Here is a 20,930-nt window from a genome sequence, read left to right on the forward strand (position 1 = left end):
TCCCAAGCTGTTCACATGAGGGCCGTTGGGTGGGTCCATATTTCGGCATTTGGCTCGTGGTCAGCGTGCGTACCATCTGTCTGTGCACCAAGACGTTTTGCAACCGCTTGCGAGCGGTGATTTTCGGAATCAATGTAGCTAACCAATTGGGTAAAACCATGGGCTTGATAGGCCCAACTGCGCACGGCTTGCGCTGCTTCGGTTGCATATCCTTTGCCTTCAGCCCCTTCAAAAAGATGCCATGCCAACTCAACTTCGGGCCAATTTGAGTGCTTCAGCAGCCCTACACGACCAATAGGAAGGCTCAGTCCACGTTCAACAAGCGTAAAGAAACCAAATCCATGCCATTGCCAGTGACCGACCCCGATCAAGAAGCCAAACCAAGCTTGCTCTTTGCTGACAGTTTCTCCCTGAGCCTGCATTCTTGGCGAACTCGTCATAAATCTGGTAAGTTCGGGGAGGTCGCTGTGTATTGGTCCGCGTAAAGTTAGGCGTTCCGTTTCAAGGACCGGCGCGGATGTTAAGGGGGCGGTCATATTGTGCTCCATCCGCTCATAACCTCATAGCTACCGCTCACCTAAAAGTTGAAAATTTTGCGCAGGGAAGCCCAACCGAGCAGTAAAGACAGGCCCGTCCTATTCGCATCAGGGTTCCAACTGTCCAGACATTGCGCCCGAAACTCTTCTTCCACATCGTAAGCCGCGCCTGCGTATTGTGTACCATTATAAAGCAACAGCACTCTCCTCGTTATAAATCTAGGAGAGGTAGACTGCCGAATTAAGGCGCAAATGGGGCAGTGACCTCATCTTGCTCTACAGTACGGGAAGAGGGGCAGCATTGTTGCGATTTTGCGACTAATTGATCTGCCATTTTTTCCGCATCAGTCAGAGTTAGCGTTTGTGAGGCGGGACATCGCGTAGCCGCAGGCTCTGTTCGCTTACTTGGTCCAATGTCCATTTCGAATGTATGCGCGTGGTGCTTGCAGGTTGGTTTTGCAGCCCCAACTTCAGTGTCTCACGGTGGGCACCTTTCGGGCGGATCGGACGTGGGGTAAATCCGCCGCCGCAGGTGGCGCAGACGTTATGCAGCACGTTATCAACACAATCGGCGCAATAGGTACATTCATAGCTACAGATACGCGCATCGGGCGAATGGGGCGGCAGATCGCGGTCACACCATTCGCAATTTGGTCTGAGTTCTAGCATGATGGTTTCCTGTGCAATTACTCATGGTTCGGCCAAAGGCTCGGATCAGCGCCTTTGGCCCTTTGAGGCGCCCGTTAACGCATGCGCAACGCGCCATCCAGACGGATCACTTCACCATTCAAATAGCCCATTTCAACGATAAATGCGACCATACGGGCATATTCATTCGGCTCGCCCAGACGTGCAGGGTTTGGTACTTCGGCAGCAAGGCTGTCTTGCACCTCTTGCGGAAGACCTTTCAGCATCGGCGTGCCAAAGATACCCGGTGCAATGGTCATTACACGAATGCCATATTGCGCCAGATCGCGGGCCATGGGCAGGGTCATGCCAACGATACCGCCCTTGGATGCGGCATAGGCCACTTGGCCTTTTTGCCCGTCATAGGCGGCGACTGAGGCGGTGTTAATCACCACGCCCCGTGCGCCATCTGCGTCAGGTTCGTTTTTTGCCATGGCGGTCGAGGCAAGGCGCGCAATGTTGAAGCTGCCTGTCAGGTTGATGTCGATGGTTTTTTGAAATGCGGCCAGCGGATGCGCGCCATCACGGCCCGTGGTTTTGATGCCAAGGGCGATACCTGCGCAATTCACCGCAACATTCAGCGCGCCCATCTGGCTTTGCGCCTGTGCAATCGCGGCCTCAACCGAGGCTTCGTCGGTCACATCGGTTTCAATGAAATATCCGCCGATCTCTTCGGCCACGATCGGGCCGCGTGTTGTATCACGGTCCAGCAGGGTGACTTTGGCGCCTTGGGCAGCAAAATGGCGGGCTGTTGCTTCACCCAGACCGGATGCGCCTCCGGTGATGACAGCGGCAGTGTTGGACATGAGCATGGGCATATTCCTTATTTGAACTGATGTTCAGATAATCACGCGCATCTGTTTTGGGCAAGAGGGGTCCAGCGCAACCAAGTACCACCTGTTGTATGCACTGACGCGCCAGCACGGCGTTTGAAACGGTCAATTTCAGGTGTGGTTTCCACGCCAAGGTCCAGTGACCTGATCCCGCGATCGGCTAATGCGTTCATCGCCTGCCATAGCAGCAGGTTATGGGCACGGGTGGTGCGGCCCATCGCAGTGCTATGACCTATGTGATAGGTCGCTGCGCTGCCGTGGGTCAGAAACAGCATATAGGCCACAGGATGACCACGCAGCAGGGCGGTAAACAGATGGGTTTGATCTGGTGATGTTTGGGCAAAGGCGGAGGTCAGGGCTGTGGGCCAACTTTGATAACGTTGGGAACTGGCTTGTTTAGCCTCCAGTGCCAGCAGCGGGTGATCGGGTGACAAGGGGCGGTGTAACACCCGTAGCGGGCTGGCCTCTGCCTGACCCAACTGGTGCCGCCAGTTTTGGTGCAGGGCAGCGCGGCGGGTCGCCTGTGGGGGCGACAGATTGACGTGGAACACCTTGCGCGCTGCTGCAATTGGTATGACACGGGGCAGGGCGCAGGGACGCTCTGGTGATAGGATCAGCGGCTGGCGTTGCAGGCTTGCTTGGGCCAATTGCGCGGGTAAATCCGGCGGCGGGTCCGCGCGGGGCAGCATCAGTAACGGCACACCCGCAAGGCGACGGCGAAACAGCGTGAGGCCCGAGGGCAAGATCACAGGCGTTTGACCACATAGCATCACTGCGGTTGCAAAAGCACGGTCTTGTAAAAGGGAATGGGCGGGGCGCGCATGGCTGGCATCAAACATGCCGCAACTCTGCGCCAAAGGTGGTTAAGGGGAGCTTAAGCCCCCCTTAGTTTGCACAGCATTAGTTTAGCCCAGTTGCACCAGTGCGTGGCGCTTTTTACCAGCCGACAGTTTGATCGGCGCAGCCAGCGCGGCGGCATCAATCATCAGGCCTGCATCGGTCAGCGGCGCGTCGTTCATACGCGCACCATTCTCTGTAATAAGGCGTTTCGCCTCTTTACCTGATCCCGCAAGGCCCGATTTCACCAAAAGTTGCACGATGGAAATACCATCGCCCAGATCAGCAGCAGACAGCGTCAGCGTTGGCAGATCATCGCCCACGCCACCTTTTTCAAATACTTCACGCGCTGTGGCTTCGGCAGCCTTGGCAGCATCCGCACCGTGCAGCAGGGTTGTGACTTCATTGGCCAAACGGATTTTCGCTTCGTTAATCTCGGCACCTTCCAGCGCGCCAAGGCGGTCACATTCCGCCACAGGCAGTTCTGTATAGAGCTTGAGGAAACGCCCAACGTCGGCATCCGTGGTATTGCGCCAGAATTGCCAGAACTCATAGGGCGACAGCATATCACCGTTCAGCCAGATCGCTCCGCCTTGGGATTTACCCATTTTCTTGCCGTCCGATGTGGTCAGCAAAGGTGAGGTGAGGCCATAAACCTCGCCTTCAATCACGCGGCGGGTGAGGTCGATACCGTTGACGATATTGCCCCATTGGTCTGATCCGCCCATTTGCAGGACGCAGCCATAGCGGCGGTGAAGCTCCATGAAGTCATAGGCTTGCAGGATCATGTAGTTGAATTCGAGGAAGGAGAGCGACTGCTCGCGGTCCAGACGCGATTTCACGGATTCAAATGACAACATGCGGTTGATGCTGAAATGACGCCCGATGTCGCGCAGAAATTCGAGGTAGTTCAGATTGTCCAGCCATTCGGCGTTGTTGAGCATGACCGCATCAGCAGGACCATCGCCATAGGTCAGGTATTTTGCAAATACCTGTTTCATACCCTCGATGTTTTCATCGATTTGCTCAGGTGACAGCAGCGGGCGTTCATCCGCACGGAAAGATGGATCACCCACTTTTGTGGTGCCGCCACCCATCAGGGTGATTGGCTTATTGCCGGATTTCTGCAACCAGCGCAGCATCATGATGTTGAGCAAATGGCCCACATGCAATGATTTGGCAGTTGCATCATAACCGATATAGGCAGGCTGCGCGCCCTTCAGCAGGGCTTCGTCCAGTGCTTGATAATCGGTGCAGTCGGCCAGATAGCCCCGCTCCATCATGACTGAGATGAATTCTGATTTTGGATGGTATGTCATGGCGCTTGCCCTCGGCTTTGATTGCAGGGCATCTATAGGGCGGGCAAAGCCAAAGGAAAAGGCAAGAATATGGGCGGGGCATTATGACAAGGGCGATTGCAAAGACGGGTGTGGTGACGGCGGCGGGGGCAATGTCGGGCACATCGCTGGACGGGGTTGACGTAGCGGTGCTGCGCACGGACGGGCATGACATTACGGATTTCGGGCGCAGTGCTTACCGTGATTACACGCCCGAAGAGCGCAAAGTGATCGCAGCGGGATTTGGCCTGTGGAGCGGTGAAGCCGTTGAGGCCGCCGCTGCTGTGATTGAAGCGGCACATTTGGAGATCCTAGAGGGTTTCAAGGACGTGGACCTGATTGGGTTCCACGGTCAAACGCTGGCCCATGCCCCACGACAGCAAGGCACATTGCAAGTGGGCAACGGGGCGATGCTGGCGGATGAGCTGGGTGTGCCCGTGGTCTGGGACTTCCGCAGCGCAGACGTGCAGTTGGGCGGTGAGGGCGCGCCACTTGCGCCGTTCTTCCACCACGCTTGCGCACGCTATATCGGTGCGGATGCGCCTGTAGCGTTTTTGAATTTGGGCGGCGTGGGGAATATTACTTGGGTTGATCCGTCGATTGACCAGCCGCAGGTTGAGGGGGCGCTTCTGGCCTTTGACACAGGGCCGGCCAATGCACCTGTGAACGATCTGATGCAAGAACGGCTGGGGCTGGCCTATGATAAAGACGGCGCTGTGGCCCGGGGCGGCACGGTGGAAACCGGCGCATTAGAGCTGTTTCTAGCGGAGCCGTATTTTGCAAGAGTACCGCCCAAGTCACTGGACCGGAATGACTTTGCCGAAATGGTCGCTTTGGTACGCGAGTTGTCTAATGCCGATGCCGCCGCCACGTTGACAGCGATGTGCGCCGCAGGTGTGGCCGAAGCCATGCAGCATTGCCCGATCCCGCCCAGCCGCGTTTTGGTTACAGGGGGCGGGCGGCGCAATCCTGTGTTGATGCAGATGCTTGAGGTGTCATTGGATTGCCCCGTGGTCCCGATTGAGGAGGTCGGGTTGGACGGTGACATGCTGGAGGCGCAGGCCTTTGCCTATCTGGCGGTTCGCGTGGCGCGGGGGATGCCCACGTCTTGTGCAGGCACCACGGGTGTCCGTGCGGCGGTGGGCGGTGGCACGGTCAGCGTGCCGTGAGCAAGCTAATCCGGAGCGCGTAAGGGCGTCACAGCACCATCCCAGCACGACATATCAGAGGTGAGGGTGAACTTCGTTTTCGCCCAGCTACGCTCATGCATGCGCAGACAGATCGGATCACCCTGTGCCAATTGTGGGCGAGTGCTGGTTGTTTCGGTTTGATAAGTTTCACGGCTGGAAAGCTCAAAGGTGATGCGCCACAGATCGGGGCCGTCATTCACAGGGGCTGAATTGACAGTGACCACATTGGCAGGCACCAGATCGACGCTGTTTGTGGCTTTCTCAATCAGGGCTAACCCGACAAGCAGTGCAATGCCGGTATAGGCGATGAGGCGTTTATTGTTCATGCGGTGGCCAATGGCGCAAGGGGCGCCTCAAAAAACAGCAAATGCGGCAGGGCGCTGTCGGGGATGTCTTGATAAGGGCCACGCGCTGCAAAGCCCAAGCTGGCATAAAGCGCACGGGCTGGGCCGAGATTGACGGAAGTGTCGAGTACCACGCGGCTAAACCCGTCTGCGCGGGCTTGGTCCATCAATGCTGTCATGATCTTGCGGGCGACGTTATGGCCCCGCGCTTGCGGCGCGACATAGACGCGTTTGATCTCACTTGTGTCTGCGTCCAACGCATGCGACATGGCGCAGCCCACAGGCGCGCCGTCCAATTCAGCCAGCAAGATGACCCCTTGAGGGCGGGCGTGCTCTTGGGCCAGCCTATCCATCAACGCGGTGTATTTGGGGACAGGATAAAATGTCTCGGTAATCTCTGCATCAATTTCAGAGACCTCCAACAGGTGCGAACGGTAATCCCAGCACAGTTTGCGCACAGCATCTAGGTCTTGGGGGGTGGTGGCAGGGCGGATCAGGATTTCCGGCATCATGTGTCCTCACGGTGTTTCGAACCGTAAAACCTTAATTCCGAGATGACTTCAAGCGGGAGGTTGCCGCGATGATGTGGGCAGGCGGGGGAATGTTTTTGTGAAATGATGAAACCAAAACTGCTTTGGGGTGTTGAGTTGATGAACAGACTAAGGAGAATACACTATGACAAACAGCATCATGACACCCCGCGCCTTTGCCCTTGCTTCCGCTATTGCGATCGGCAGCGCGTCAGTCGGTTTTGCGCAGTCGCAACTTGTGCCAGAGCAGTTGATTTCGGCGGAACAGATTGAGGATGGCGCGATTTATGCTCTGGAGGTCACAAAGGACGATCCGACATGGCTAAGTGGCGAAAGCTATACGACCATCGAAGCGGGTTGGAAAAAGGTAGGTGATATTTCCGATGTGCTGTTGGACCAGGACGGTCAGATGGTTGCCGTTCTGGCAGAAATTGGTGGATTTCTGGACATCGGTGACCGTGACGTGATCTTGCCGTTGGATCAGGTGCGCTTTGCCGTGGGCGAGGGGAAAGACTATAACTACGTCACCAACCTGACCGAGGAAGAACTGAAAAACCTGCCCGAGGTGGAAGAAGATATTTGGGATTGATTTGCGCTGAGTTGAGTTACGCAAAGAGAAAGGGAGGGCATAGCGCCCTCCCTTTTTTGTGGTTTGTTGCCAAGGCAATCCTTACTTCAGGATGCTGCGGCCTGCGTATTGTGCTGTCTCGCCCAGTGCTTCTTCGATGCGGATCAACTGGTTGTATTTCGCCAACCGGTCAGAGCGCGCAAGCGAGCCGGTTTTGATCTGGCCACAGTTTGTTGCCACGGCAAGGTCCGCGATGGTCGCGTCTTCTGTCTCACCCGAGCGGTGGGACATCACGTTGGTGAACCCTGCACGGTGCGCCATATCGACGGCTTGCAGTGTTTCGGTCAAGCTGCCGATCTGGTTAACTTTGACCAGCATGGAGTTTGCCGCCTTGCGGGTGATGCCTTCGGCCAGACGGGCGGGGTTGGTCACAAACAGATCGTCACCAACCAATTGCACCTTGTCGCCAATCGCTGCATTCAGGGCGATCCAACCCTCCCAATCATCCTCGGACATGCCGTCTTCGATGCTGATGATCGGATAGTCGGCAACCAGCGCCTTGAGGTAATCCACGTTCTCGGCAGAGGAGAGTGTTTTGCCTTCGCCGCTGAGGACGTAGTTGCCGTCTTTGTAATATTCAGTCGCCGCACAATCGAGAGCGAGGTAAATGTCTTCACCCGGCTTGTAGCCAGCTTTTTCGATAGATTTCATGATGAAATCCAGCGCGTCACGGGTGGATCCGATGTTGGGAGCAAACCCGCCTTCATCGCCAACACCAGTAGCAAGGCCCGCATCTGACAGCTCTTTTTTCAGCGTGTGGAAAACTTCGGCACCCATGCGGATCGCGTCGCGGATGTTGGTCGCCGAGACGGGCATGATCATGAATTCTTGGATGTCGATCGGGTTATCCGCGTGCTCGCCGCCGTTGATGATGTTCATCATCGGTACAGGCAACATACGCGCCGAGGTGCCACCGATGTAACGGTACAGCGGCTGTGTGCAGAAATCAGCAGCGGCTTTGGCAGTGGCCAAGGACACACCAAGGATCGCATTGGCGCCAAGGCGGGCTTTGTTCGGGGTGCCGTCCAGTTCGATCATCATTTCGTCGATGTCGACTTGCTCGGTCGCGTCCATGCCAATCAGCGCATCTGCGATTTCGCCGTTCACGGCTTCGCAAGCGTCTAACACGCCTTTGCCGAAATAGCGTGACGTGTCGCCATCGCGTTTTTCAACGGCTTCATGTGCGCCCGTTGAGGCACCCGACGGCACGGCAGCGCGGCCCATTGTGCCGTCTTCGAGGATCACGTCTACCTCAACAGTGGGGTTGCCCCGACTGTCAAGAATCTCGCGGGCGTGGATGTCGATGATGGTGCTCATGGCAGGCATTCCTTGCGGCAAATCGATGAATTTGCGCCTGTCTTATAGAGGGTCTTCAGGCTTGGGAAGGGCCGCGAGCGGCTTTGCGGCGCTGTTTGCGCTCACGGAGAACGGTATATATCCCAGAGGCCACAATCACGGCCGCGCCAAGCAGTGTCATGATGTCTGGACGCTCTCCGAACAGGCCAACGCCGATGATCATGGCAAAGATCAGGCGGCTATAGCGGAATGGGCTGATAAAGCTGACTTCGCCAATGCGCATGGCGCTGACGATACCGTAATAGGCGACAACGCCAAACAGCAGACAGGCCAGCATCAACAAGGACAGGCGCAGGTCCATCGGCGCAAGGGGCTGTCCGGTGACCAGCAGATAACTGGCGCCAGCGGGGACGATTACCAGAAACCCCAAAAAGCTAAGCTGCATAGACGAAAGGTTTGCAGGAGCGCGGCGGGTTGCAATGTCACGTGTGGCCAGTCCGAATACACCCACTACAGCAAACAGAGATAGCGGCGTGAACCCTTCCATGCCGGGACGGATGATCATCAGAACACCGATAAAGCCGACGCAAATGGCCGACCAGCGGCGCCAGCCGACGGTTTCGCTCAGAAACAGAGCTGCTCCCAAGGTGACAACCAGCGGCGTTGCTTGCAAAATCGCTGATGCGGATGACAGCGGTGTAAACACAATGGCAGAGATAAAGAACACGGTGCCGATGATTTCTCCCATACTGCGGACCAACACTGCAGGGGCCAGCATGCTGCGTTCAAAAACAGGTTTGCCTTGCAACACAACCACGCAGCCGAAAATCAACGCGCCGCCCGCGCCCAACATCAACAGAATCTGGCCGATAGGCACCGCAGTGCCCATCATTTTGATGAAACTGTCTTCGATCGCAAAGCCGAGCATGGCGAGCACCATAAGAATCGCACCGCGCATATTGTCCATGGGAGCGTTTCCTTCTGAGATGTCGCTGTTTTCGGGTTGTGTATGTTGTGACGTTTCAGAATGTCACGATTAAAGCTGTCATGCTCTTTTCAGACTGGTTGCGCAAGAGAGTGGCTGATAGCTGAGTTGTATGATTGCAAATTTCTTTACCTCGCTTTGGGGCCGGACGATGCTGACGTTGGCGGTGGCCTGTGTCGGGGCCATTATCGCATGGGCTATTCGTGCCCCGATGTTCTTGTTGATCGGGCCTGCTTTTGCTGTCAGCCTTGCTGGTTTAATCGGGCTACAGACGCAAATTCATCCGCGGTTTCGCGATGCCTGTTTTGTGGTAATGGGCTTGACCGTAGGCGCAGGCTTTAGCGCCGAGGCCGTGGCGACCATGGGGCGTTGGCCGTTGGCGTTTTTGATGATGGCGGGGCTGACATGGGCGACAATGGCCGCTTGTCGTGCAGTATTGGTGCGCTTCTTTGGGTTTTCGCGGGGCAGTGCCTTGCTTGCGGGCGCGCCGGGACATCTGAGCTTTGTGATCTCTATGGCTGAATCTTCGGGGGCGGATGTCATGCAGATTTCAGTGACACAATCGGTGCGTCTGTTGCTGCTGACCATGGTCGTCCCCTTTATTGTCGTGGCGATGGGCGTCGATCTGAGCGGCGCAATTTTGCAGGCTGGCATCAGCTGGCCAATGTGGCTCTTGGCGGTAATGGTGGTCGCGGCTCTACTCGCGTCGATTGTTTTGGCGCGGTTGAACGTGCCAGCCCCCTTGTTGATCGGTGCGATGTTGGTTGCGGGGATATGGCAGCTTAGCGGTATCCGTTCAGGTGTTATGCCACCAGAGTTGGTTATGCCCGCTTATGTGGCTTTGGGGGCCTTGATCGGCACGCGGTTCGTAAATGTTAAGATGGCGGAGTTACTGCGCAATTTGGGCGCAGGATTTGCGATCACAGGCGTTGCGGTCGTGCTGGCTGGGGCAGGGGCATTTGCCGTTGCATGGGCTATGGGGATGGCCCCCAGCCATGTTTTGCTGGCTTTTGCCCCGGGTGGTCTGGAAACAATGATTGCGATGGGGGTCGTTATGGGCGCAGTTCCAGGTTTTGTGGCGGCGTGCCATATGACACGCCTGATGGTGCTGAGCGTGCTGTTGCCGCTGATGGCGCGCGGCGTTGACGGTTCTGGAAAATAGGGGTGCTATGCCCCCGATCTGAGAAATACCCGCACCTCGCAACAAAGCATGATGCGGGTATTTGATAACGCGCCTCTAGCAGTTTGGTTATCCGCAGAATACGCGAATGACTTTTGATTTGGGATTTGTAACAGATTCAATGTCTGTGCCGCTGTGAACAAAATTCAAACGTGAAGGGGTATCGGTGGCCACTTTCTCACTACGGCCATAGTGACGGGAATCACCAGGGATTTTCAAGCTGTGGGTCGCTTTGGAAGGACCTCCAACGAGGTGTTGAAGCTGGGATGCGCCACATGCATCTGTACGGGCCGGAGTGGCTTGTGACACTGGGCCTGTATTCAAATAGCTGCTAGGGTGGATTTCTTGCGGCCCGTTGCGAACCTCTAAATTGCTCGAGCAGGCGCTTAAAAGCGTCGCGCTAAAGGCAGCGACAAGTACTAGTTTCATGGTTGTATTCCCTAATTAACAAACGTTGCTCGTGTCCGTTTTTACTAAACAAGATATAGCCGGCAGTGAACTGCGTATCATTAGACCAGTTGACTTATTAACGTACAAGCCCCATGTGACACTCAGGGCGCGCCTTCTGCCGCGTGAGCAGGCTGCGGATTCGATCCGCATCGCAAGACCGCCCATTGTTCCCGAAATCACGCGTGGGGCCAGACGCATACCGACAGGGGCAGGGCATTTGGTCCGTTCCTGCGATCCGGTATTGCGCACCACGAAGAGCAGCGCCCGGGGTATGCCCGCGGCGCGGAATATGAGTTATTGATGAGCGATTTTGACATGATGGACCTGCCACGGGCGCTGGTAAAGCGTTTGGCGGCAATGGGTCTTAACGATCCGACACCGATCCAGAAACAAGCAATCCCGCATGGCCTGAATGGCCGTGACGTGATGGGCCTTGCCCAGACCGGTACAGGTAAAACAGCCGCTTTCGGTATCCCGCTGATTGCGCGGATGCTGGAAATGGAAGGGCGTCCAAACCCTAAAACCGTGCGTGGCCTTGTTTTGGCCCCGACCCGCGAACTGGCCACACAGATCAGTGTGAACTTGCGCGCTTTTGCCGAAAGCACACAGATCAAAGTGGCGATGGTTGTGGGTGGTCAAAACATCAACACCCAGATCAAACGTTTGCACCCCGGTGTGGACATTCTGGTCGCAACCCCGGGTCGTTTGCTGGATTTGATGGACCGCCGCGCCGTGCGTCTGGACGAAGCCAAGTTTTTGGTGCTGGATGAAGCCGACCAAATGTTGGACATGGGTTTTATCCATGATCTGCGTAAGATTTCCCAAGTGATCCCGAAGGACCGTCAGACGTTCCTCTTTTCGGCGACCATGCCTAAATTGATGAGCGAGATCGCCAACAGCTATCTTAACAGCCCGATCCGCATCGAAGTTTCCCCTCCGGGTAAAGCGGCGGATAAAGTGACCCAAGAAGTGCATTTCATCGCCAAAGCGGAGAAGAAAAGCCTGCTGATCGAACTGCTCGCCAAGCACAAAGGCGAACGCGCTCTGGTATTCGGCCGCACCAAACATGGCTGTGAAAAGCTGATGAAAGATCTGGTCAAAGAGGGTTTTGACGCTGCGTCTATCCACGGGAACAAATCCCAAGGCCAGCGTGACCGTGCGATTGATGGCTTCAAAAAAGGTGACATCACCGTTCTTGTGGCCACAGATGTTGCGGCGCGGGGCTTGGATATTCCTGATGTTAAGCACGTTTATAACTATGAACTGCCCAACGTGCCTGACAATTATGTGCACCGCATTGGCCGTACGGCACGCGCTGGCAAAGATGGCGCGGCGATTGCATTCTGCGCCCCTGACGAGATGCCCGAACTGATCGACATCCAGAAAGTCATGGGTATTCGTATTCCGGTGGCATCAGGCCGCGTTTGGGAAACCCATGAAATTCCCGCCAAGCCCAAGCAGAACAGCCGTGGTGGCCGTGGCCGCTCGGGTGGCGGTGGTGGCGGCGGGCGTCCGCAAGGGGGCGGTGGTGGCCGTCCTCAGGGGGCAGGCGCTGCAAAACCAGCGGGTGGCGCACCACGTCGCAGACGGCGCACAGGCGCAGGCGGCGGTAGCGCTGCTTCCTAATCCGATCTGAATAAGAAAAGGCGCCCTACAAGGGCGCCTTTTCTAATGTCTTAGTTGAGAGCAGTGCCTTAGGTGTAAAGCGAAGCCACGCCCATTTGTGCATGGATTTCGTTTACCGCTGCAGGCTGAAGGCCATAGGCGGATGCCAGCTTGTGCAGGTACTGGGCCTCTTCTTGCGAATCGAGGTCAATCGCCATCAGGCTCATGGCATAGACCTGCTGGCCCATGCCTTCGGGTGTGTTTGCCACCAGATTGTCGATGTCGACGGGCGCCTGCATCTGTGCTTGAACAAAGGCGGCTTCTTCAGGGTCTACATCACCCAATTGACCCAGCAGCTTTTCTTTCTCGGCTTCGTCAAAGTTACCATCGGATTTGGCCGCTTGGATCATCGCGGACAGCATCAATGCGGCCGCGGCTTCTTGGTCTTGTGACGGCTCAATCGCTGGTTCTGGTGTTTGGTCGAATTGCGAATTCAGAACCGCACCAAAGCTTTGGTCATTTTGTGCAGGGGCTTTGCCCATTGCGCCACCCAAGCTGCCCAGCAAGCCGCCAGCACCAGCTGCGCCAGCCAAACCGCCCAGTAATCCGCCAAGGCCGCCCTGCGCGCTAGCGCCGCTTTGACCGCCGCCAAGGCTTTCGAGCAATCCACCCAAGCCGCCGCTGCCTGTAGCGCCGCCAGCGCCGCCATCGCTGCCAGCGCTGCCGCCGCCCAGAAGGCCGCCCAGTATGTCTTGCAAGCCACCAGCGCCGCCCGCAGTTGCAGTCCCCCCTGTGAGGCCGCCTAACAGGCCGCCCAAACCGCCAGCTTGGCCTGTGCCACCCGTGAGCCCGCCTAGCAAGCCACCAAGGCCGCCAGCTTGGGATGTACCACCTTGCTGGCTATTTTTCATCATAGCGCTGGCGCCTTTGGCAACAGCAACGCCTACAGCCACTTTGGCCAATGTTTTCATCAGGCTCATGAGAGAGCTCCCCTTTGGTTGAATCAGTCTCGCCGCACCTTGGCACATTTTCCTCCAGAGTCGTGGGGGAAATCTGCACGGGCTTGCCCATTGTGGCCGCGAGGTGTCCGGTCAGGTGCCGCAGAACGTCGCGACCACTTGTTCAGATGGGCTGGGTGGCTTGGCCAATTCTGTATCCGAAAGGGTGTAGGGTGTCGCAAGCGCGTTCATCAGGCGGTTGAACGGCGCCATATCCCCTGCGGAGGCGGCTTCGATCATTTGTTCCATCCGATGATTGCGCGGGATCACAGCAGGGTTGGCAGCATCCATAGTGCCGAGGGGATCAGGCTCACTAGCGAGCCGCTCTTTGTGATCCTGCGACCACGCGTCAAAAGCATCTCGGTCAGTGAACTGATTGCGGGCATCCTCGCCAGATAAGGCGCGGAATGTATTGGTGAAATCCGCACCATCCTTCTGCATCAGGTCCAACAGGTTTTGGATCAGGTCGGTATCTTGTTTGGTTGAATTTTGCAGGCCGATTTTTGCACCAAAACGGGCCAGCCACGCGGTCTCGATTTGATCCGGCATGGCGTGTATGATCGCTGTCGCTTCTTCCAAGGCGGCGTCTTGGTCTTGGGCTAATTGCAACAGAGAGGTGGCCAATTGTGCCATGTTCCACATCGCCATATTCGGCTGGTTGCCATAGGCGTATCGACTTTCTCTATCAATTGAAGAAAACACCATACCCATATGAAAAATATCCATAAATGCGCAGGGGCCGTAATCGATCGTTTCGCCCGAGATCGAACAATTGTCGGTGTTCATCACGCCATGGATAAACCCGACAGACATCCATGCGGCGATCAGATCAGCCTGTTTGGCGCAGACAGCCTTCAGTAGGCCCAAAGGACCGTCTGCCTCGGGGTAATGGCGGGCGATGGCGTAATCTGTCAGGGTTTGCAGATCTTCGATTTGGCCGCGATGGGCAAAGATTTGGAAAGTACCCACACGCAAGTGGCTGGAGGCCACACGTGTCAGCACGGCACCCGGTAACATACCTTGTTCTCGCAAGATATCATCGCCAGTGGCCACTGCGGCCAATGCGCGGGTGGTGGGGATGCCAAGGGCGTGCATCGCTTCCGAGATCACATATTCACGCAAGACCGGACCCATCCATGCCCGTCCATCACCACCGCGCGAATAGGGCGTGCGACCTGAACCCTTTAGTTGAATGTCGAAGCGTAAGCCATTGTTTGAGATCACTTCTCCAAGAAGTATGGCGCGGCCATCTCCAAGTCTGGCGTTATAATTCCCAAATTGATGCCCAGAATAAAGCTGTGCCAATGGTGATGCCCCGTCAGGTATCATGTTACCGCTAAAAACTTGCGCTAATTCCAGTGGGTCTGTGTCTGTTATTCCTAATAACTTCGCTAAACTATCGTTGAAAGACAATAGTTTGGGGGAGGTTGTTGGTGTGGGGTTGACCCGCGAGTAAAATCCCTCTGGCAAGGTGGCAAAGCTGTTGTCAAAGGGGATGTGCATCTGGGGCTCCGGTTAAAGGCGTTTGGACATGAATATATAGTTCTCCCGAAGGGAAAATCCCGCACGGCGGTAGAGTTTTATTGCCGCAGCGTTGTTTTTATCTACTTCCAGATGGATGGCGCGCAAACCCGCACCCGCCAATGCCCGTGGCAAGGCGATCAACGCCTCTGATGCGATCCCACGTCCGCGTACGCCGGGGCGGATGTAAAGTTCGTCCACAATCCCATCAAGCCCGCCGAATTCCACGGACCAACTAAAGGTTATCACGATATAGCCGATAGGCGCGCGCGGTGGCCCGATCAAATAGGCACAGCCGTGCGGGATACCGTCCAGCAGTGGCGCGATCCCGGCGCGGCGTGTCTCCTCGGTGGAGGTAATGCCCGCCTCGGCGTGAAAGGCGGTCACCAGCGTGGTCAGCTTGTCCAGATGATCCGGACCGCCAAGGGTGAGCGCTGCGCTCACAACCTTGCCAGACGCTCTGTCAGCAGGGCAAAGAAACCGTCGGCATCCAAATCCCCCATAAAGGTCGCGTTTGGTGTACGGTCGGTGACGCGCCACCAGTCGGCGACGGTCATGCCCATGGTCAATTCGGATTGCGTTTCGATCTCGACGTTGATGTGCCGGCCTTTGAACAGATCGGGGTTGATCATATAGGCAGTCACGCATGGGTCATGCAGCGGCGCACCGTTGGAGCCGTATTTCTCTTTGTCAAAGCGTTCAAAGAAATCCGTCATTTCTGCCACTGCTACACCCACAGGGGTGCCAATGGCGCGGAAGGCGTCATTGCGCTCTTTGGTGACCAGCGCTTTGTGGGTGACATCTAAGGGCATGACAACGATAGGTGCGCCCGACTTAAACACAATATCAGCAGCTTCCGGATCGACGTAAATGTTGAATTCTGCCGTTGGGGTGATGTTGCCACCTTCAAAATAGCCTCCGCCCATCAGAACAATTCCGGCGATGCGTTCGGCGATATCGGGCGCTTTTTGCAGGGCGGTCGCGATGTTTGTCAATGGACCCAAGGGACAAAGTGTGACGGTGCCAGTGTCCTGTTTGCGCAACTGCTCGATGATGAAGTCTACGGCGTGGCCTTCTGCCATGGGCATGGTCGGGTCCGGCAGGCTGGGCCCGTCAAGGCCAGTCTTGCCGTGCACATGTTCAGCAGTTACCAAATCGCGGCCCAGCGGCCTGTCGCAGCCCGCATAGACCGCCATATCGGGGCGGCCTGCCAATTCACATACAATGCGGGCGTTTTTAATGGTCAGGGGCAGTGGCACGTTGCCTGCCACGCAAGTAATGCCCAACACGTCGATATCTTCTGGGCTGGAGAGGGCCAGAAGGATCGCAACGGCGTCGTCCTGACCGGGGTCTGTATCAATGATTATCTTGCGCGGTTGCATGGGTATGTCCTTGGAATAGTGTTTGGCGCACCCTCGCAAGGCAGTGCGGGCTTGTCCAGTCGTCACGGACGCTTGCGCTAGGGCACGCTGATTATGCCGCAAGGCTGAAGCCCTCAAGTGCATCTCGACGAGAATGAGAGCATGCCAGCAGTAGCGTTGTTGCGTTAGGCCTTCGCCGCTTTTTCATCGCGCTTTACGGCATTCCAGAAGGCATCCATTTCGCTCAGGTCGCTTTGTTCGGGCGTTTTACCGATTTCGCGTAATTTTGCTTCGACACCGGCGAAGCGGCGGGTGAATTTGGCATTGGCGGCACGTAGGGCGGCTTCTGGCTCAATCCCCAAATGGCGGCCAAGGTTGGCCATGACAAACATGAGATCGCCGAATTCTTCAAATTGTTCCTCAGGGGTCAAACTATCCCGTGCTTCGACCAGTTCGGCGGCTTCTTCTTGGATTTTGGCAATCACATCGCCGGTATCGGGCCAGTCAAATCCCACACGCGCTGCGCGTTTTTGCAGCTTATATGCACGCAGCAATGCAGGCAGGCCAACGGCCACACCGTCAAGCGCGCCTTGTTGGGCCTTACCGGCACGTTCAGCTGCCTTGATCGCTTCCCAATCGGCGGTTTGTTGTTCGGCGGACTTGTCGCGGTTGGCGTCACCAAAAACATGGGGGTGACGGGCTACCATTTTGTCTGAGATGTTGCGCACAACAGATTGAAAAGAAAACAATCCCTGCTCTTCGCCCATGGCGGTGTGATAGACTGACTGCAACAATAGATCGCCCAGCTCTCCCTCCAGTTCGGCCCAATCGCGGCGCTCAATCGCGTCGGCAACTTCATAAGCCTCTTCAATCGTATAGGGGGCGATGCTGTCGAAATCCTGTTCGATATCCCAAGGACAGCCTGTTTTTTTATCGCGCAAACGGCGCATAATTTCCAACAGGCGTTCAATGCCCGCGTTTTCGTCATTTATCAGATCATGTGCCATTGCGGGTCCTCGCTGTGTGGTGTCAGATAAGGACAACATAACATAGGAGTCCACCCATGCCCGTTCTTAACCGTATCGCTGATTTCGCTGGTGATATGACCGCTTGGCGGCAACATCTGCACACCATCCCCGAGCTGAGCTTTGATTGTCCGAAAACATCGGCGTTTATCAAAGAGCGACTGGAGGAGTTCGGTGTGGATGAGATTCATACAGGCATCGCGCAGACGGGGATTGTGGCGATTATCAACGGGACAGGCGCGGGGCGTACTGTTGGCTTGCGGGCGGATTTTGATGCGCTGCCGATTGAGGAAGAAACTGGCGTCGAATATGCCTCAACCCATGCTGGAAAAATGCATGCCTGTGGCCATGACGGGCATACAGCCATGTTGTTGGGGGCAGCAAAATATCTGGTTGAGACGCGTAATTTTGCGGGCCGTGTTGCGTTGATTTTTCAACCCGCCGAAGAAGACGGTGGCGGGGCGCAGGTTATGTGTGCCGAAGGCATGATGGACCGTTTTGACATCGCTGAAGTCTACGGCATCCACAACATGCCCGGAGAGGAGTTGGGCAACTTCCTGACCACACCGGGCCCGATCATGGCGGCGGTTGATTCCTTTACAATTGAAATCAAAGGCCGGGGTGGCCACGGTGCTATGCCGCATGAGACAGCAGACCCCGTTGTGGCGGCTTGCGGGATCGTGCAAGCGATCCAGACGATCTCAAGCCGTAATGTGCATTCGGGACGTGAAAAAGTAATCTCCGTCACGCAAATTCACACAGGTTCGGCCAGCAACGTCATTCCTGACAGCGCGATGATCAATGGTACAGTGCGTACTTTTGACAAAGACGTGCAAACGCTGATCCGCAAGCGCATGGAAGAAATCGTACAGGGGCAGGCGGCCAGTTATGGTGTGACTGCAGAGCTGGATTACGAAGTAGGCTATCCGGCAACGGTCAATGATGACACAGCGACAGGGTTTGCAGCGTCAATTGCCCGCGAAGTTGTGGGCGATGCCAAGGTCAACGCCGAGACGCCACGGGTCGCCGGAGCAGAAGATTTCTCTTATATGCTAGAAGAACGCCCGGGTGCGTATCTGTTCCTTGGGGCGGGACCGGGGGCTGGTCTGCACCATCCGAAATTCAACTTTAACGATGAGGTTGCCCCGATTGGCGCGTCCTTCTTTGTGCGTCTGGTTGAGCAGATGCAGCCGGTGGTGAAATAAATGGGACTGGAAGACGCAAAAAATCAGGTCGATCAGGCGTTTACGCGGGATGACCTGAAGGGCCATAGTTATGAAAATGCCTTTGGCGGCGCCACATCGTTTTTGCGGCGCAAATACACCAAGGATCTGACAGGCGTTGATATCGCTATCACGGGGGTGCCCTTTGACCAAGCGGTGACCAACCGCACGGGCACACGTCTGGGGCCACGTGCCATCCGTGAAGCAAGCGCTTTGCAACCTTATGATCCGCCTTATGGTTGGGATTTTGATGTGCTGTCAGAGCGTGCAATCGTGGACTACGGCGATCTGGCGTTTGATTATGCCCAAGTGTCGGCGTTTCCCGCAACGTTGACCAATCACATCAAAGGCATTCTGGATGCCGGTGTGGCCAGCGTGGCCTTGGGCGGGGATCACTATATCAGTTTTCCGATCCTCAAAGCATATTATGAGAAATACGGCCCGATGAGCCTGCTGCATTTTGATGCCCATTCCGATACATGGGCAGATGACGATATGGAGCGGATCGACCACGGCACAATGTTCTACAAAGCGATCAAGCTGGGCTATGTTGATCCGAAAACCTCTGTGCAGGTCGGGATACGGACCTACAATGAGGACACAATGGGCGTGACCACAATCGACGCCCGCGAAGTACACGAAGGCGGCACGGCGGCGGCAGTGGAAAAGATCAAAGCGGTGTTGGGCGATAATCCGACATATCTGACCTTTGACATTGATGCGCTGGACCCCGCTTTTGCTCCCGGCACAGGCACACCTGTTTGGGGTGGGTTGGCCAGTTGGCAGGCTGCGGCGATGCTGCGTGATCTGGCGGGGATCAACATCAAAGGTGGCGATATTGTCGAAGTATCACCGCCCTTTGATACCACAGGGGCCACGGCGATTGCAGGCGCGCATGTGGCAACAGAGATTTGCTGTCTACTAGGCGCGAGGATGCGGAAAACATGAGGCAAAAGAACCAACCTATCAGCGGTAATGAACTGGCGCGTTTCTCAGGGCCGGGAACCTTTATGCGGCTGCCTTCGGTGAATGACCTGAAGGGGCTGGATGTGGCGGTGTTGGGTATTCCTATGGATATCGGCACGTCTTGGCGCTCGGGCACGCGGTTCGGCCCCAAGCAAATTCGCGCAGAAAGCGCGATGTTGCGGCCTTATAACCTTGCCACAGGGGCAGCCCCGTTTGACAGTTTGCAGGTGGCCGATATTGGCGATCTGGCGATTAACACATTTTCGCTGAAAGAAAGCCTGTCAATTATCCAAGAGAGCTACGACAGCATTTTGCAGTCGGACGCCATGCCCGTTGCGATGGGCGGCGATCATTCGATCACGCTTCCGATCCTGCGCGCCATGGCCAAACGCCACGGCCCTGTGGCGCTGATCCATGTGGATGCCCATGCGGATGTGAACGACGAGATGTTCGGTGAGAAAGAGACTCATGGCACGGTGTTCCGCCGCGCCTATGAGGAAGGTCTGATCCGGCCTGAGAAGACCTATCAGGTTGGTCTTCGGGGTACGGGCTATGCCGCTACCGATTTCAGCGAAGCAACGGGCTGGGGATTCCAGCAATGGCCCGCTGAGGAGTTGTGGGGGCGCAGCCTAGCGCAGCTGTCGGGTGAAATTCGCCGTGACATCGGCGATACTGCAACTTATGTGACTTTCGACATCGACAGCCTTGATCCTGCCTATGCGCCGGGGACAGGCACGCCAGAAATTGGCGGGCTGACCACACCGCAAGCATTGGAGTTAATCCGAGGGTTGCGTGGTTTGAACATTGTCGGGTGCGATCTGGTCGAAGTTTCACCGCCCTATGACACCTCTGGAAACACCGCGCTGACCGCAGCAAATTTGCTGTACGAGCTGTTGTGTGTACTGCCGGGGGTTGCGTATAGGTGAGCCGATGAAGAAGGTAGAGGGATGCGTAATATGATCTGGATTATTTTGGTGCTGGCAGTTGTGTCAGGCTTGGCTTTTGTACGCCTTGCACCGACAGATATTGAACGCTGGCACAAGCCTTTGGGGAACGCAGAAACCGCCGATGGTGAGGGATGGTCCGCACGGGTTGTACCCGCCACGTCGGGCTTGCTGTCTGATTTGCATCAAGGGATGTTGGCGCTGCCACGCACCGAGCTGATAGCAGGCAGTGTGGGCGAGGGGCGTTTGACCTATATCACACGTTCAAAACTCATCGGGTTCCCAGACTTCACGACACTTGAGGCCGACGGCCAGATGATCAAACTCTACGGTCGTTTGCGGTTCGGGAAATCAGACCTTGGGGTGAACGGCAAGCGTCTGGATACGTTGTTGGAAACGGTCCGCGCCAAACGGTCCTGATCACAGCAAAGCGTTTCATAAACCCAACATAGCA

General features: G+C 56.2%; 23 protein-coding genes. 8 read left to right on the top strand and 15 right to left on the bottom strand.

All coding sequences use genetic code 11. The annotated features are described in order from the left end of the window. Window positions 1-11 precede the first annotated feature (11 nt). The 6 genes from GGR95_RS07470 to tyrS form a co-directional block, all read right to left on the bottom strand. Window positions 12-548: a GNAT family N-acetyltransferase gene (locus GGR95_RS07470; protein WP_343042134.1), complete on the bottom strand. Its 537-nt coding sequence runs from the start codon at window positions 546-548 to the stop codon at window positions 12-14. A 29-nt stretch (window positions 549-577) separates the two neighbouring features. Continuing rightward, window positions 578-733, bottom strand: coding sequence for a hypothetical protein (locus tag GGR95_RS07475; protein WP_184564380.1), 156 nt, complete (start codon window positions 731-733; stop codon window positions 578-580). A gap of 157 nt (window positions 734-890) precedes the next feature. Beyond that, window positions 891-1,205: a DUF1272 domain-containing protein gene (locus GGR95_RS07480; RefSeq protein WP_184564382.1), complete on the bottom strand. Its 315-nt coding sequence runs from the start codon at window positions 1,203-1,205 to the stop codon at window positions 891-893. 74 nt (window positions 1,206-1,279) lie between these two features. Further along, on the bottom strand, window positions 1,280-2,035 hold the full coding sequence (locus GGR95_RS07485) for a 3-hydroxyacyl-CoA dehydrogenase (RefSeq protein ID WP_184564384.1): 756 nt from the start codon (window positions 2,033-2,035) through the stop codon (window positions 1,280-1,282). A gap of 35 nt (window positions 2,036-2,070) precedes the next feature. Then, entirely contained in the window at window positions 2,071-2,895 is an 825-nt protein-coding gene (locus GGR95_RS07490) for a GNAT family N-acetyltransferase (RefSeq protein ID WP_184564387.1), read from the bottom strand. A 66-nt stretch (window positions 2,896-2,961) separates the two neighbouring features. Continuing rightward, the gene (gene tyrS, locus GGR95_RS07495; protein ID WP_184564389.1) at window positions 2,962-4,212 is read right to left on the bottom strand and encodes a tyrosine--tRNA ligase; all 1,251 of its coding nucleotides are present in this window, start codon (window positions 4,210-4,212) and stop codon (window positions 2,962-2,964) included. A gap of 83 nt (window positions 4,213-4,295) precedes the next feature. On the opposite strand from tyrS, the gene GGR95_RS07500 reads away from it, so the two are divergent. Then, window positions 4,296-5,399 carry an anhydro-N-acetylmuramic acid kinase gene (locus tag GGR95_RS07500; protein ID WP_184564391.1) on the top strand — a complete coding sequence of 368 codons (1,104 nt, stop codon included), beginning with the start codon at window positions 4,296-4,298 and terminating at the stop codon, window positions 5,397-5,399. Window positions 5,400-5,404: 5 nt separating this feature from the next. Here GGR95_RS07500 and GGR95_RS07505 read toward each other — a convergent pair whose 3' ends face one another. Both GGR95_RS07505 and GGR95_RS07510 read right to left on the bottom strand, forming a co-directional pair. After that, window positions 5,405-5,746, bottom strand: a complete 342-nt coding sequence (locus GGR95_RS07505; RefSeq protein WP_184564393.1) for a hypothetical protein — start codon at window positions 5,744-5,746, stop codon at window positions 5,405-5,407. After that, window positions 5,743-6,276 carry a GNAT family N-acetyltransferase gene (locus GGR95_RS07510; RefSeq protein WP_184564395.1) on the bottom strand — a complete coding sequence of 178 codons (534 nt, stop codon included), beginning with the start codon at window positions 6,274-6,276 and terminating at the stop codon, window positions 5,743-5,745. Before GGR95_RS07510 ends, GGR95_RS07505 begins: the two co-directional genes overlap by 4 nt. A 163-nt stretch (window positions 6,277-6,439) precedes the next feature. Between GGR95_RS07510 and GGR95_RS07515 the strand changes: the two genes are divergently transcribed. Next, a complete protein-coding gene (locus GGR95_RS07515) occupies window positions 6,440-6,883 on the top strand; it encodes a PRC-barrel domain-containing protein (protein WP_184564397.1) in 444 nt (147 codons plus the stop codon). A gap of 81 nt (window positions 6,884-6,964) precedes the next feature. Here the strand turns inward: GGR95_RS07515 and eno are convergent, their stop codons facing one another. Then, the gene (eno, locus tag GGR95_RS07520; RefSeq protein WP_184564399.1) at window positions 6,965-8,239 is read right to left on the bottom strand and encodes a phosphopyruvate hydratase; all 1,275 of its coding nucleotides are present in this window, start codon (window positions 8,237-8,239) and stop codon (window positions 6,965-6,967) included. Between the two features lie 55 nt (window positions 8,240-8,294). After that, window positions 8,295-9,185, bottom strand: coding sequence for a DMT family transporter (locus GGR95_RS07525; protein WP_184564401.1), 891 nt, complete (start codon window positions 9,183-9,185; stop codon window positions 8,295-8,297). A 130-nt stretch (window positions 9,186-9,315) separates the two neighbouring features. On the opposite strand from GGR95_RS07525, the gene GGR95_RS07530 reads away from it, so the two are divergent. Further along, window positions 9,316-10,365, top strand: coding sequence for an AbrB family transcriptional regulator (locus GGR95_RS07530; protein ID WP_184564403.1), 1,050 nt, complete (start codon window positions 9,316-9,318; stop codon window positions 10,363-10,365). Between the two features lie 768 nt (window positions 10,366-11,133). Further along, on the top strand, window positions 11,134-12,459 hold the full coding sequence (locus GGR95_RS07535) for a DEAD/DEAH box helicase (RefSeq protein ID WP_184564405.1): 1,326 nt from the start codon (window positions 11,134-11,136) through the stop codon (window positions 12,457-12,459). Window positions 12,460-12,527: 68 nt separating this feature from the next. Here the strand turns inward: GGR95_RS07535 and GGR95_RS07540 are convergent, their stop codons facing one another. The 5 genes from GGR95_RS07540 to mazG all read right to left on the bottom strand — a co-directional run bounded on the left by GGR95_RS07540 (window position 12,528) and on the right by mazG (window position 17,325). Continuing rightward, window positions 12,528-13,418 carry a tellurite resistance TerB family protein gene (locus GGR95_RS07540; protein WP_184564407.1) on the bottom strand — a complete coding sequence of 297 codons (891 nt, stop codon included), beginning with the start codon at window positions 13,416-13,418 and terminating at the stop codon, window positions 12,528-12,530. 111 nt (window positions 13,419-13,529) lie between these two features. Further along, window positions 13,530-14,939, bottom strand: a complete 1,410-nt coding sequence (locus GGR95_RS07545; protein WP_184564409.1) for a protein adenylyltransferase SelO — start codon at window positions 14,937-14,939, stop codon at window positions 13,530-13,532. 12 nt (window positions 14,940-14,951) lie between these two features. After that, window positions 14,952-15,401 carry a GNAT family N-acetyltransferase gene (locus GGR95_RS07550; RefSeq protein ID WP_184564410.1) on the bottom strand — a complete coding sequence of 150 codons (450 nt, stop codon included), beginning with the start codon at window positions 15,399-15,401 and terminating at the stop codon, window positions 14,952-14,954. After that, on the bottom strand, window positions 15,398-16,339 hold the full coding sequence (locus tag GGR95_RS07555; protein WP_184564411.1) for a nucleoside hydrolase: 942 nt from the start codon (window positions 16,337-16,339) through the stop codon (window positions 15,398-15,400). The genes GGR95_RS07550 and GGR95_RS07555 overlap by 4 nt, the downstream gene beginning before the upstream one ends. Window positions 16,340-16,503: 164 nt before the next feature. Then, window positions 16,504-17,325, bottom strand: coding sequence for a nucleoside triphosphate pyrophosphohydrolase (gene mazG, locus GGR95_RS07560; protein WP_184564412.1), 822 nt, complete (start codon window positions 17,323-17,325; stop codon window positions 16,504-16,506). A 56-nt stretch (window positions 17,326-17,381) separates the two neighbouring features. On the opposite strand from mazG, the gene GGR95_RS07565 reads away from it, so the two are divergent. The 4 genes from GGR95_RS07565 to GGR95_RS07580 are packed head-to-tail and all read left to right on the top strand — an operon-like array spanning window position 17,382 to window position 20,896. Continuing rightward, complete coding sequence (locus GGR95_RS07565) at window positions 17,382-18,548, top strand: M20 aminoacylase family protein (RefSeq protein WP_184564413.1); 1,167 nt, start codon at window positions 17,382-17,384, stop codon at window positions 18,546-18,548. Next, window positions 18,549-19,514, top strand: a complete 966-nt coding sequence (speB, locus tag GGR95_RS07570; RefSeq protein WP_184564414.1) for an agmatinase — start codon at window positions 18,549-18,551, stop codon at window positions 19,512-19,514. Next, complete coding sequence (gene speB / locus GGR95_RS07575; RefSeq protein WP_184564415.1) at window positions 19,511-20,458, top strand: agmatinase; 948 nt, start codon at window positions 19,511-19,513, stop codon at window positions 20,456-20,458. Before speB (GGR95_RS07570) ends, speB (GGR95_RS07575) begins: the two co-directional genes overlap by 4 nt. 30 nt (window positions 20,459-20,488) lie before the next feature. Continuing rightward, the gene (locus tag GGR95_RS07580) at window positions 20,489-20,896 is read left to right on the top strand and encodes a DUF1499 domain-containing protein (protein ID WP_246423318.1); all 408 of its coding nucleotides are present in this window, start codon (window positions 20,489-20,491) and stop codon (window positions 20,894-20,896) included. The last annotated feature ends 34 nt before the right edge of the window (window positions 20,897-20,930 follow it).

It is taken from the genome of Sulfitobacter undariae, assembly GCF_014196805.1.
GTDB classification, from domain to species: Bacteria; Pseudomonadota; Alphaproteobacteria; order Rhodobacterales; family Rhodobacteraceae; genus Sulfitobacter; species Sulfitobacter undariae.

Coding starts and splice junctions, on each gene's coding strand:
- GGR95_RS07580 (WP_246423318.1), top strand. CDS start 20,489: ATGATCTGGATTATTTTGGTGCTGGCAGTTGTGTCAGGCTTGGCTTTT.
- eno (WP_184564399.1), bottom strand. CDS start 8,239: ATGAGCACCATCATCGACATCCACGCCCGCGAGATTCTTGACAGTCGG.
- GGR95_RS07505 (WP_184564393.1), bottom strand. CDS start 5,746: ATGAACAATAAACGCCTCATCGCCTATACCGGCATTGCACTGCTTGTC.
- GGR95_RS07500 (WP_184564391.1), top strand. CDS start 4,296: ATGACAAGGGCGATTGCAAAGACGGGTGTGGTGACGGCGGCGGGGGCA.
- GGR95_RS07510 (WP_184564395.1), bottom strand. CDS start 6,276: ATGATGCCGGAAATCCTGATCCGCCCTGCCACCACCCCCCAAGACCTA.
- GGR95_RS07565 (WP_184564413.1), top strand. CDS start 17,382: ATGCCCGTTCTTAACCGTATCGCTGATTTCGCTGGTGATATGACCGCT.
- GGR95_RS07470 (WP_343042134.1), bottom strand. CDS start 548: ATGGAGCACAATATGACCGCCCCCTTAACATCCGCGCCGGTCCTTGAA.
- speB (WP_184564414.1), top strand. CDS start 18,549: ATGGGACTGGAAGACGCAAAAAATCAGGTCGATCAGGCGTTTACGCGG.
- GGR95_RS07555 (WP_184564411.1), bottom strand. CDS start 16,339: ATGCAACCGCGCAAGATAATCATTGATACAGACCCCGGTCAGGACGAC.
- GGR95_RS07480 (WP_184564382.1), bottom strand. CDS start 1,205: ATGCTAGAACTCAGACCAAATTGCGAATGGTGTGACCGCGATCTGCCG.
- GGR95_RS07490 (WP_184564387.1), bottom strand. CDS start 2,895: ATGTTTGATGCCAGCCATGCGCGCCCCGCCCATTCCCTTTTACAAGAC.
- speB (WP_184564415.1), top strand. CDS start 19,511: ATGAGGCAAAAGAACCAACCTATCAGCGGTAATGAACTGGCGCGTTTC.
- tyrS (WP_184564389.1), bottom strand. CDS start 4,212: ATGACATACCATCCAAAATCAGAATTCATCTCAGTCATGATGGAGCGG.
- GGR95_RS07515 (WP_184564397.1), top strand. CDS start 6,440: ATGACAAACAGCATCATGACACCCCGCGCCTTTGCCCTTGCTTCCGCT.
- GGR95_RS07525 (WP_184564401.1), bottom strand. CDS start 9,185: ATGGACAATATGCGCGGTGCGATTCTTATGGTGCTCGCCATGCTCGGC.
- GGR95_RS07535 (WP_184564405.1), top strand. CDS start 11,134: ATGAGCGATTTTGACATGATGGACCTGCCACGGGCGCTGGTAAAGCGT.
- GGR95_RS07545 (WP_184564409.1), bottom strand. CDS start 14,939: ATGCACATCCCCTTTGACAACAGCTTTGCCACCTTGCCAGAGGGATTT.
- GGR95_RS07540 (WP_184564407.1), bottom strand. CDS start 13,418: ATGAGCCTGATGAAAACATTGGCCAAAGTGGCTGTAGGCGTTGCTGTT.
- GGR95_RS07485 (WP_184564384.1), bottom strand. CDS start 2,035: ATGCTCATGTCCAACACTGCCGCTGTCATCACCGGAGGCGCATCCGGT.
- GGR95_RS07530 (WP_184564403.1), top strand. CDS start 9,316: ATGATTGCAAATTTCTTTACCTCGCTTTGGGGCCGGACGATGCTGACG.
- mazG (WP_184564412.1), bottom strand. CDS start 17,325: ATGGCACATGATCTGATAAATGACGAAAACGCGGGCATTGAACGCCTG.